The organism is Paenibacillus yanchengensis (genome assembly GCF_042684845.1).
Lineage (GTDB): Bacteria > Bacillota > Bacilli > Paenibacillales > Paenibacillaceae > Pristimantibacillus > Pristimantibacillus yanchengensis.
This window is the reverse complement of the sequence record NZ_JBHUMH010000059.1, coordinates 93,349-104,653: the sequence shown is the minus strand read 5'-3', so window position 1 is coordinate 104,653 and position 11,305 is coordinate 93,349. Positions and strand designations below refer to the sequence as shown.

Below are 11,305 nucleotides of genomic sequence, written 5' to 3'. Positions count from 1 at the left end.
TTCAACCAATTAGTATACTAATAAATCCATTTACTTGTTATTTTACCCATCCACGTCTATGTGCCAATACTGCTAGCTGCGTACGATCATCTAAATTGCATTTCATTAATAAATTGCTGACATGTGTTTTAACCGTTTTAATACTAATGTGCAGTTCTTCCGCAATGTCTTTGTTAGACATTCCTTCGGCTATTAACAGCAGTACTTCTCTTTCTCGCTCGGTCATTCCTTCATGCTCGCTGTTTTGTGTCGCTTGCTGTCTTAACCCACGTGTCAACGCTTGTGAAATTTCCGATGCCATTACTGGCATTCCATTCATCGCCCCGATAATGACTTGAACTAATTGCTCTGCGGCTACCGTTTTTAGCACATAACTAACCGCTCCCGCTTCCACCGCTTCATACACTTTATCATCTTCCAAAAAGCTAGTTAACATTACTATTTTTATAGCTGGATAAGCAGCAGTAATTTGACGTGTCGCTGCAATCCCATCCAGTACTGGCATCATCATATCCATTAAAATAATGTCCGGCTGGTTATGCTGCTCACATGCTTCTAACCAGTCGATAGCTGCTTGTCCATGATTGGCTTCCGCAACTATACTTATCGATTTTTCCAACATCAAATACGTTCGAAGTCCCATCCTAACCATATCATGGTCATCTACTAGCATCACTTTAATTATGTTACCTATATTATCACTAGGTGTGTTTCCCATATTAATTGACTCCTTCTTTACAATTTAGGTATCATTATTTTTACTCTTGTACCGCTGCCTATTTTACTAATAACTTCAGCGTCTCCACCTAATTTTATCGCTCGTTCTTGCATCGTTGACAGTCCATATGAACCACGTTCCACTTTATCCACATTAAACCCAACGCCATTATCTGATAAATAAACAACCATTTGCCGTTTGGAATCACTAATTGTAAGTTTGCAGTGATCTGCTCTTGCATGCTTCACAATATTAGCCATCGCTTCTTGTATAATCAGAAACAGCTGGTGCTCTTTCGCTTCACTAATTGGATCACTTATTCGCCAATCCAGCTCACCTTGCAAATTATTTTGGCGACAATAATCGGGAAACCATTTGTCCAATGCTTCATATAGTGTCCTGCCTTCCAACTCCATCGGTCTTAATTGTGCTATAAAATTCCGCATTTGTTTTTGGGCAAGTGTTGACATCGTAACTAACTGTTCCATCACTTCTTCCGCTTTCTCAAAATCAGTTTGCTGCAATCGAGATAAAGAAGATGCACACATATGGATCGCGAACAATTGCTGACTTACAGAGTCATGCAAATCTCGAGCAAGCCGCTTTCTCTCTTCTAATACCGCTTCTTCATTGGACGCTACCTGCTCCATAACTAGCGTTTCCCCTAATCGTTGGAGTTGAATCATCTTCTCTTCCATAGATGTCGCTAGTTCATTAAATTGACGATACAAGCGAATGACCGACTGATTTCCTTCTTCCGGTATCCGTACTTCATAATTTCCATTTGCCATTTGTTTCAATGCCAAGTGGAGCGTCTCCAGTCTACCTGAAAATCGTTGTGCCAAGTAGTAACCATAAATACCGCTTAGCAGCAAAAAAAGCAGCACGGAATAAATCCGCGCTTCTCCGATGCTTCTATGCGTGCTTACACCATTCCATATCCAGTACATCGCTCCTAGCATAATTGCTGATCCCAGCATAAACAAACCGATCCATTCCCATTTGTTACTGCGGATAATTTTAATAAACATGACGGATCAACCTACCTTTGTTACTCGTACGTCCCCTATAAAGGTACTAACGATTAGTTTTATCCGATGGGTAGACTGTTCATAATACGGTGAATTTACTTTAACATTGGTAAACATACCGCCTTCTTTTTTGCCCATCAATTTCACTTCACCAATAAAGGCGCTAGAAACAACTTGGATCGCAATATCATAATCGTTAGGTAAATATACTTTGACATCACCGATGAAAGAAGATACATATATTTTCGTTTCCGTTGGCGGAATATCTGCTTTCGTTAAGTCCAACGTAGTGTCTCCGATAAAACTAGATATATTAAGTGGTTTAACTTCCCAATACTCATCACCAACATGAATATCTCCAATAAAAGTATTCCGGTGCTCCGTTTTACGTTTATCACGACCTATATGTCGGTACCAGTCTGCCCCATCTTCTTTATCATAATAATCATACTCATCATATTCATCATATTCGTCATACTTTTTGTATTTATATTTATCTTTCTCAGCTTGCCTGCGTGCATGATTGTAATGTTCATTATTTGGTTGACGATAACCATTGCTTTTGTCAAAATGCTGTTGTTCATAGCTATTTGGTTGCTCGTAGTTGTACTGCTGATTGTTTTGTTGTTGGTTATAACTATGTTGTTGCTGATCGTTGTTCTGTTGCTCATTGATTGGTTGTTCTTGCACATGCTTCGTTGGGTCTGGGTGAAGTGGTGGAGCAGGTGGCACATTATACGAATCATCTTTGCGTGTTTGGTAATATTTCCATTCTTCTTCTGGTGGCTCATGTTGCTTCTCACGTGGTTTAAACATCATTTTGAGCCCGTAAGCGATAATTGCAATTGGCACAGCGAATCTAATAAGCGTACCGATGGAAATAAAGAACCACCCAAAATTACGACCGAGAAAAACAATACCTAATCCGAGGACGATATACCCCCACCAACCTTCATGGCGCTTACTCGTAAGAATAGCTTCTCCCCCTACATATATAAGAATAACAGGCCACAATAAGGAGATTAAACTTCCAAGTGATATATGTAGAAAGCCAAGCTGTTGTAATAAAATGACGACTCCAACGCCAATTACTGCAACACCTGTAAAAAAACGACTTAGCATCTTTTTGTTCATCTTGCTCAACTCCTGTCTTCGTTTATATATTTAGTATATACAACAACACTGTTCATATATAGAGTCGTGCGATTGAACTTATGCTCAGACTTAAGACTGATTTGCCTGCTACCCAGATAAGACGCAAAAAACCGCCTAATGTCGTCTTGGAGAAGACACATTAGGCGGTTATCCTAGAAAAATCGAATCGACAAATCGTTTGTTAAACAATTAACGAAGTTGGTTTTTTTGAATGTTACGTTGCTTCGCTACACTTTGGTTCTCTACTTCTTTATTGTTTTGTTCAAATTCCTCAGCGAATTCTACTTGATTATTATTTTCTTGATTATTGTTTTTATTGTTATTATTGTTATTATTGTTGTTATTGTTGTTATTTTTATTGCGTTTATTTTGAGCCATTGTATTTTCCACCTCCTTGTATCTATCCTTATTATTGCGAATTTATATCGTATTCATCCCTTCCTTATGATTCCAAATAATAAAGTGGGATAGACTTATTTACTTCGACTATGTCATTCAATTCATTTACTAACTCCTGTGACAATTTTCCATCACCACGCTTTAACACTTGCACCTGCACCGTTCGTTTCCCCCACTGACTATACACATCATCCACTGTTTCAAAATACAAATCAATTCGATTTCCTTTGATCGCCTTTCCTGTATCAGCTACAATGCCATAGCCATAACCAGGAATATATAATAGGGAACCAATTGGAAAAACGCGTGGATCGGCAGCAATAGTTGATACTTGGCTACGAACTACTTTTACACCAGAATAAGTAATACCATAAGCAGGATGATCAGCATTTTTTCCAGTGGATTCTATGCCTGCCGTATAACCTGTCGCAATAACTTCTACCACTAACTCGACATGCTGTTCCGACCGTTGTTTTTCTTCCACTTGTACTGAATCCTCTATAGCTTCTGCTGCCCTAGCAACGACAGACTTCCCAGTTACCAAACAGGGAATAACCGTAACAATCGATAGCAATACTATTATATATTTATAGTTACGCCACCATTGCTTAACATAAACAGAAAAAAAGCTTGCAGCCATAAGAGACCATTCCTCCTTAAGAAGAATAATGCCCTTAAGCTACAAGCGTTATGCATAAACTATCTTTTATCATTTAGCCAAAATTCACTACTATTACGTTTTACAGTATCTTTTTCGGCTACTCTTTGCTAGTAATTTGCTGTTGTAACATAGCGATAGCATCTGTAATAGACAGTGTACCAATGTCACCTTCGCCTCGTTTACGAACCGAAACCGACTGCGCCTGCATTTCATTTTCTCCAACAACTAGCATGTAAGGCGCTTTTTCAAGCTGTGCTTCACGGATTTTGTAACCTAATTTTTCATTACGCAAATCGCTTTCTGCACGAATTCCCGCTTCTTTCAACTGCTCTGTTACTTCTTTGGCATATTGCTCATATACGGTAGAAACTGGAATAACTTTCGCTTGCATTGGTGATAACCATAATGGCAATGCGCCAGCATGATTTTCCAACAAAAATGCAGTCATCCGTTCCATCGTACTAATAATACCACGGTGAATAACGACTGGACGGTGCTTCTTACCATCTTCTCCAACATACTCTAATTCGAAACGTTCTGGTAATAAGAAGTCCAATTGTACAGTGGATAATGTTTCTTCTTTTCCTAACGCTGTTTTAATTTGCACATCTAGTTTTGGACCATAGAATGCAGCTTCGCCTTCTGCTTCAAAGAACGGAATTTGCATTTCATCAACAACTTCACGCAGCATTCTTTGCGACAATTCCCACATGTTATCATCCGGGAAATACTTCTCCGTATCTTGTGGATCACGATAAGATAGACGGAATCGATAATCATGAATACCGAAATCTTTGTACACTTGTTGGACTAGTTTAATGACGCGCGCAAATTCCTCTTTAATTTGATCTGGACGAACGAAAATATGTGCGTCATTAAGTGTCATCGCTCGTACACGATGTAACCCAGTCAATGCACCAGACATTTCGTAACGATGCATCGTTCCTAGTTCAGCAATTCGGATCGGCAAGTCACGATAACTATGCATTTGACTCTTATACACCATCATATGGTGCGGACAGTTCATTGGACGAAGTACAAGCTCTTCATTGTCCATTTCCATCGTTGGAAACATATCTTCATTGTAATGATCCCAGTGCCCAGAAATTTTGTACAATTCTACGTTAGCTAATACAGGAGTGTAAACATGGTCATATCCCAGTTTTTCTTCCAAATCAACAATGTAACGTTCCATCGTCCGACGTAATTTAGCACCATTGGGTAACCATAGCGGTAATCCTTGACCGACTTCTCGAGAAAAGGTAAACATTTGTAATTCACGACCCAATTTACGATGATCCCGTTTTTTTGCTTCTTCTAGGAAATGTAAATGTTCGTCTAACTGTGCTTTTTTCGGGAATGCTGTTCCATAAATACGCTGTAGCATTTTATTTTTGGAATCTCCACGCCAGTATGCTCCGGCAACACTCAATAGCTTAAATGATTTAATTCGACCCGTAGATGGCAAATGTGGACCACGACATAAGTCAAAAAATTCACCTTGCTCATAGATTGTAATAACGGAGTCTTCAGGTAAATCATGAATCAACTCAAGCTTCAAATTATCATTGATTTTTGTAAATATTTCAATCGCTTCCGCACGACTTACTTCTTTACGACGAATTGGTAAATTTTCACCAATAATTTTGTTCATTTCTTTTTCGATTTTTTGCAAATCTTCGGGTGTTACTGATTGTTCCATATCAATATCGTAATAAAATCCATCTTCTATTACTGGTCCAATTCCTAATTTGATGTTTTCATCACCATAGATTCGTTTTAATGCTTGCGCAAGTAAATGAGCAGTACTATGACGATATACTTCTAATCCTGCTTCTGTTTCCACCGTTACAATTTCTACAGCAGCATCTTGCTCAATCGGTAAATAAACATCGACTACTTGACCATTGACTTTGCCTGCAATCGCATTTTTTTTCAATCCCGAACTAATAGATCCTGCAATTTCTTCCACTGTAATTCCAGCATCATACGCTTTTACTGCTCCATCTGGAAATGTAATATTAATACTCAATTCGTTCATCCTCCTGCAAATTAATTCCATTTTTCCCATACAAAAAAGCACTGCATCCCGCAAAGGGACGAGTGCTGTGCTTTACCCGTGGTTCCACCCTACTTCAGTTGAGAATAGTCTCTGTTACAACGACCTTCACCAACTCTTGTAAATCCAGTAACGGGGATTAGACGGCATAATTTACTGATGGAAGCAGTGTTTAAGCTCCAACGTTTCATTATGCAGCTACAAAGTGGTATGCCAATCGATGATCGTAAAGGAATTTCAGCCAACGTTCCTTCTCTCTGCCACGAACATACTTTGATTCGCACATGTCTTTATCTTCGCTGTTTTCATATCATTGCTACAACAATTATTATATACTGCTCTAGTTTCAATCGTCAAGGCTGACTTCCTTCTGTAGCCAGCTTACTACAATGGGCACATTGGGAACAAACAGTAACTCGATTTTCGAAGATAGATGCTATCGTTCGAATAATTTGTTGTTGCGGAACTTTTGTATGAACGATAATTTTGGCAGGTGATACAGCAATGAGTGAACTGAGCACCATATCATTCATATTCATTTCTGTTTCAATCATTTCTGCTACGATCGCATCTGAATTATGCTCTACTGTAATTGGTTCAAAGTTTTTATCATACAACGTAAAGTCCTGCCCACTGTAATGAAATAAGTGTACAACTTCCTGCTTCGTGTCCTGCAAATAAACAAAATATTTAAGAAGATCAATAAATTCTTTATATTGTTTTTCCAATACGAATTCATCCAATGCATATTCAATCACTTCATTCAACTCTTGTCGATAAGCTGCTAATCGAAACGTCGTAAATCCTTCAAGCAATAGCAATGAATCCGTTGACCAATAGTCGAATAGTTCCGTTGCAATGACTTGCTTACGACGTTTCTGATCTGCTTCGATAAATTTGGCACCATATCCGTCCCAATCTTCCCCTTGCAAAACAATCTGACTAAATTGCAAAATAGAAGCGCGATCGGTTTTACTATAACTGGCATATTTTCGAGCAATCATTTGTTCCATCATATGTGATTCCAAATGCTGCACGATAAAATCAGCGACAATTGCCGCTGCTGCTTTATAAATGATTGGTCCATGCTTTATAAGTTGAAATTGTGGTAATTTAGGCAAACAAACGATCGTATTATCGTTCTTTAGATTGAGTTCAAATAGCGGTTCACCAGCGGTATCAAAAGTATATTTATGTAGCTCTACTGTCATTTCACATGCCAATAATTGTTGTAGCTGCGCAATATACTTTTTATTTCTCTCTCCATTCACTACCGCTTGTATACGAAACAACTCCATAATATCGCTCCCTTCTTCCGTTTTAAGTATATGGTGCAAAAGAGCCATATATACGAAGAAGAGTTTGGCATTAATATGTATGAGTTTAATTTTGCATAATAAAGTCTTTATCCGCCTTTTCATGTTGCTCAAATACACGTAATATATTATATTTCGTATCACGTTGAGCAGGTGTTTTTCCCGCTTCACGAATTAATTGTAAGATCGATTCAATGTTCACTTTATGAGTTGTGCCTGCTGCGGAGACAACATTTTCTTCAATCATTGTACTGCCAAAATCATTACATCCGTAATGAAGGGACAATTTTCCCATCTCCGGTCCCATCGTTACCCAAGAAGATTGGAAGTTTTTAATATTATCCAACATTAACCTACTTACTGCCACTATTTTTAAATATTGCTCTGGTGCTGCTTTCTCCAATCGTAAATTGGTATTATCAGGCTGGAAGGGCCATGAAATAAAAGCTAAAAATCCTGCCGAAGGATAACCATTACGGATACATTCATCCTGAGCATCACGTATTCTAAGAAAGTGGAGTGCTTGTTCCTCAATCGTCTCTCCTAAACCGTAAACCATCGTCGCTGTCGTATTCATCCCGTGTCGATGAGCAGATTTCATTACGTCCATCCAATCGGTCCATGAGCCTTTCAAACGACTTATTTTCCGTCTTGTTCGATCGTCCAATATTTCCGCTCCACCACCTGGCAAAGAATCGAGACCAGCTGCTTTCAGCTCAGCAACAACTTCATCCAGCGTCAATCCATCCGAAACTATTTTCATCTTTTGAATTTCCGCTGGTGAAAAAGAGTGCATCGTAATTTCTGGATATGCTCGCTTAATTTTTCGAAGTAAATCGGTATAATAGGAAAAAGGTAAGTTAGGATTAGTGCCACCCTGCATTAAAATTTCTGTACCACCAACATCCATTGTTTCTTGTATTTTTTGTAGCACCAAGTCATCTTCAAGCACATATCCTTCATCCGACTTGGGTGAACGATAAAAAGCACAAAACCGGCAATACACATCACAAACATTGGTGTAGTTAATATTACGTCCAACAACAAATGTCGTAATTGGGTCCGGATGATGTCGTAGCATCACTTGATTAGCAGCGTGCCCCATTTTTTCAATTTGATCTGAAGCAAGTAATTCCATCGCATCTTCCATACTTATTCGTTCATTACGTAATGCTTTTTCTAATATATGATCAATTCCTGCCATTGCGAACTCTCCTTTATTGTAGATTAGAATCGCCTTAAACAAATTATAATGGTGTTATTCTAAAGTATTTTCTATCTAATAGTAGCACAATAAAAGTAACCTAGTCACCCATTCGCTTTGATATATACGGTAATTGTGGACAAAAAATGAACGACTGCTTGCTTCATCAGCAAACTGTCGTTCATTGTTTTTTTTGTTCTTTTAAATATCAGTGTTAAAGTGATTCGATTTCTGCTTGAGCAACCGCCAGCGCCTGCTCCAAATCAGCAATAAGATCATCGATATGTTCAATTCCTACAGAAATGCGCAGCAGCTTTTCATCTACTCCAATTTGTTGCCGTACTTCATATGGAATATCCGCATGGGTTTGTACTCGAGGGTAAGTAAGCAATGACTCCACTCCACCCAAACTTTCTGCAAAAGCGATTAATTGAATTGAACGTAAAATGGGAGCAACATAGCGCTCATCTTTCACTCGGAAAGAAAATATGCCGGAATTACCCGATGCTTGCTTTTGTTGAATGTCGTACCCTTGATGATCTGGCAATCCCGGATAATAAATTTTCTCTATCGCTTCATGGGACCCCAAGTACTCCGCCAAAGCAAGGGCGTTTGCTTGGTGTCGCTCCATTCTAAGCGCCAAAGTTTTCATTCCTCGCATCAGCAGCCATGAATCTTGCGGTCCAAGTACCGCACCAATCGAATTGTGCAAAAATGCGATCTGCTCCGATAATTGCTTTCCTTTCGTAACAATTAGTCCAGCTAATACATCATTATGCCCACCTAAGTACTTGGTTGCACTATGTACTACGATATCTGCTCCTAGTTCAATAGGGCGTTGATAGAACGGTGTTAGTAACGTATTATCAACAATCGTCAGTAACCCTTTTTCTTTTGCATAGCTACTTACTTTTTCCAGATCGGTCATCATCATTAGCGGATTCGTTGGTGTTTCGATTAAAAGAGCTTTCGTACTTGCTTGCCTTACACGCTCTACTTCATCCAAATTATTAATATCAACATAGGATGCCGTCAAGCCAAAACGAGACATGACTTGCTCTAATAATCGGTACGTACCACCATACAAATCTAACGATACAATTAAATGATCTCCTTGACTAAAAGCTGAAAACACAATTTGCAAAGCCGCCATACCGGAACTACAAGCGAAGCCAGCATCCCCGCACTCTAGCTTCGCAATTGCGTCCTCCAATACTGCTCTAGTTGGACTTTTCGTACGAGAATAATCAAACCCTGTACTTTTACCTAATTCTGGATGACGGAAAGCTGTAGCATAATATACTGGATAACTGACAGCTCCCGTTTGTTTCTCTTCCATGGAACCAATTTGCGCCAAAACAGTTTCTAGTTTCATTATCGCTGTTAACCCTCCAAATATATTTTATTGCTGCTCACTACCTAGCTCAAAAGGAGTTAGTTGATACACACAGTAGTTTAGCCAGTTGGAAAACAGTAAGTTTGCATGCGACTTCCAAGTAGAACGTGGTTCTTTCGCTGGATCATCGTTCGGAAAATAGTTTACTGGAAGTGGAGTTTCTACTCCCTTTGCCACGTCTCGATCGTATTCCGCTTTTAATGACCCTGCGTCATATTCCGAATGACCAGTAACAAATACTTGACGACCATCTTTGGACGCTACAATGTATATACCTGCCTCTTCCGATTCTGATAATATTTCCAATTGATCCACTTTTTCAATATCATCTCGTCTAACTTCCGTATGCCGTGATTGTGGCACAAAGAAGAATTCATCAAACCCACGTAGTAAGTTATCATTTTCTTTTTCAATCGTATGAGTAAATACGCCGAATATCTTTTGACCCAAATCATATTTCGGAATGTTGTAATGATGATATAAACCCGCTTGTGCAGCCCAACAAATATGGAACGTAGATGTTACGTGCTTTTTGCTCCACTCCATAATTTCTTGCAATTCCGGCCAGTAGGTGACAGCTTCAAATGGCAAATGTTCTACAGGAGCACCAGTAATAATCATACCATCAAAAAATTCGTCTTTTACTTCATCAAACGTTTTATAAAAAGTTTGCAAATGTTCAATGGAAGTATTTTTGGATGTATGTGTTTTCGGATGGAGCAGCACGCACTCCACTTGAAGTGGTGTATTGCCTATCAATCGTAGCAACTGCGTTTCCGTCGTTTCCTTTGTCGGCATAATATTCAAAATAGCAATTCGTAGTGGGCGAATATCTTGATGAAAAGCAACTGATTCATCCATCACGAATATATTCTCATTATGAAGAATTTCTTTTGCTGGCAAATGGTCCGGAACTTTAATTGGCATACCAATCCCTCCTAAATTAATGTGTCTTTGGAAAGATAATAACTAAAAATTACAAAAAAGACCCTTCTGCTGAGAGAAAGGTCGCGCGTTTATAAATATATCGGCAACACCTCTCTCATCTCCCAGAAGCTAACGCTTCAGCAAGAATTAGCACCGTGCTTACGCCGGTTGCCGGGCTTCATAGGGCTAGTCCCTCCGCCTGCTCTTGATAAGAAAGAAGTCTATTTAATTATTATCTGCTACACTCACTTTAATCCATATTGAAAGGATAGTCAAGGAATTACATTTTGCTTGAATGTTGTATTGCAACAGGAGTATACTAAACAAGGATTAAAACAATAAAATTGAACAATAAAGGAGTGACATCTGCGATGGAAGGGGAACGACCTAAGCCCAGCAACTATTATATACAACACGATATACCGGTTACGAATAAGCT

General features: G+C 38.9%; 10 protein-coding genes and 1 riboswitch. All 10 genes read right to left on the bottom strand.

The features are described from left to right. Positions 1-37 precede the first annotated feature (37 nt). Positions 38-718, bottom strand: a complete 681-nt coding sequence (locus ACFSTH_RS16730; RefSeq protein WP_377774907.1) for a response regulator — start codon at positions 716-718, stop codon at positions 38-40. A gap of 17 nt (positions 719-735) precedes the next feature. Further along, positions 736-1,749, bottom strand: a complete 1,014-nt coding sequence (locus ACFSTH_RS16725) for a sensor histidine kinase (RefSeq protein ID WP_377774908.1) — start codon at positions 1,747-1,749, stop codon at positions 736-738. 6 nt (positions 1,750-1,755) lie between these two features. Further along, entirely contained in the window at positions 1,756-2,883 is a 1,128-nt protein-coding gene (gene liaF / locus ACFSTH_RS16720) for a cell wall-active antibiotics response protein LiaF (protein ID WP_377774909.1), read from the bottom strand. 210 nt (positions 2,884-3,093) lie between these two features. Continuing rightward, positions 3,094-3,282 (bottom strand): hypothetical protein, encoded by a 189-nt coding sequence (locus ACFSTH_RS16715; protein ID WP_377774910.1) that lies wholly within the window; start codon positions 3,280-3,282, stop codon positions 3,094-3,096. A gap of 64 nt (positions 3,283-3,346) precedes the next feature. After that, complete coding sequence (locus ACFSTH_RS16710) at positions 3,347-3,943, bottom strand: 3D domain-containing protein (RefSeq protein WP_377774911.1); 597 nt, start codon at positions 3,941-3,943, stop codon at positions 3,347-3,349. Positions 3,944-4,061: 118 nt separating this feature from the next. After that, the gene (gene thrS / locus ACFSTH_RS16705; protein WP_377774912.1) at positions 4,062-6,005 is read right to left on the bottom strand and encodes a threonine--tRNA ligase; all 1,944 of its coding nucleotides are present in this window, start codon (positions 6,003-6,005) and stop codon (positions 4,062-4,064) included. A 371-nt stretch (positions 6,006-6,376) separates the two neighbouring features. Continuing rightward, positions 6,377-7,321 carry a sporulation protein YtxC gene (gene ytxC, locus ACFSTH_RS16700; protein ID WP_377774913.1) on the bottom strand — a complete coding sequence of 315 codons (945 nt, stop codon included), beginning with the start codon at positions 7,319-7,321 and terminating at the stop codon, positions 6,377-6,379. An 85-nt stretch (positions 7,322-7,406) separates the two neighbouring features. Further along, positions 7,407-8,543, bottom strand: a complete 1,137-nt coding sequence (gene mqnC, locus ACFSTH_RS16695) for a cyclic dehypoxanthinyl futalosine synthase (protein ID WP_377774914.1) — start codon at positions 8,541-8,543, stop codon at positions 7,407-7,409. Positions 8,544-8,757: 214 nt separating this feature from the next. Beyond that, positions 8,758-9,918 carry a PLP-dependent transferase gene (locus ACFSTH_RS16690; RefSeq protein ID WP_377774915.1) on the bottom strand — a complete coding sequence of 387 codons (1,161 nt, stop codon included), beginning with the start codon at positions 9,916-9,918 and terminating at the stop codon, positions 8,758-8,760. A gap of 27 nt (positions 9,919-9,945) precedes the next feature. After that, positions 9,946-10,866, bottom strand: coding sequence for a homoserine O-acetyltransferase MetA (gene metA, locus ACFSTH_RS16685; protein WP_377774916.1), 921 nt, complete (start codon positions 10,864-10,866; stop codon positions 9,946-9,948). A 112-nt stretch (positions 10,867-10,978) separates the two neighbouring features. Continuing rightward, a riboswitch (SAM riboswitch) is annotated at positions 10,979-11,081 on the bottom strand. Positions 11,082-11,305: the final 224 nt, after the last annotated feature.

Bases quoted from the DNA above. Each gene is read 5' to 3' on its own strand.
- ACFSTH_RS16730 (WP_377774907.1), bottom strand. From the start codon at position 718: ATGGGAAACACACCTAGTGATAATATAGGTAACATAATTAAAGTGATG.
- ACFSTH_RS16725 (WP_377774908.1), bottom strand. From the start codon at position 1,749: ATGTTTATTAAAATTATCCGCAGTAACAAATGGGAATGGATCGGTTTG.
- liaF (WP_377774909.1), bottom strand. From the start codon at position 2,883: ATGAACAAAAAGATGCTAAGTCGTTTTTTTACAGGTGTTGCAGTAATT.
- ACFSTH_RS16715 (WP_377774910.1), bottom strand. From the start codon at position 3,282: ATGGCTCAAAATAAACGCAATAAAAATAACAACAATAACAACAATAAT.
- ACFSTH_RS16710 (WP_377774911.1), bottom strand. From the start codon at position 3,943: ATGGCTGCAAGCTTTTTTTCTGTTTATGTTAAGCAATGGTGGCGTAAC.
- thrS (WP_377774912.1), bottom strand. From the start codon at position 6,005: ATGAACGAATTGAGTATTAATATTACATTTCCAGATGGAGCAGTAAAA.
- ytxC (WP_377774913.1), bottom strand. From the start codon at position 7,321: ATGGAGTTGTTTCGTATACAAGCGGTAGTGAATGGAGAGAGAAATAAA.
- mqnC (WP_377774914.1), bottom strand. From the start codon at position 8,543: ATGGCAGGAATTGATCATATATTAGAAAAAGCATTACGTAATGAACGA.
- ACFSTH_RS16690 (WP_377774915.1), bottom strand. From the start codon at position 9,918: ATGAAACTAGAAACTGTTTTGGCGCAAATTGGTTCCATGGAAGAGAAA.
- metA (WP_377774916.1), bottom strand. From the start codon at position 10,866: ATGCCAATTAAAGTTCCGGACCATTTGCCAGCAAAAGAAATTCTTCAT.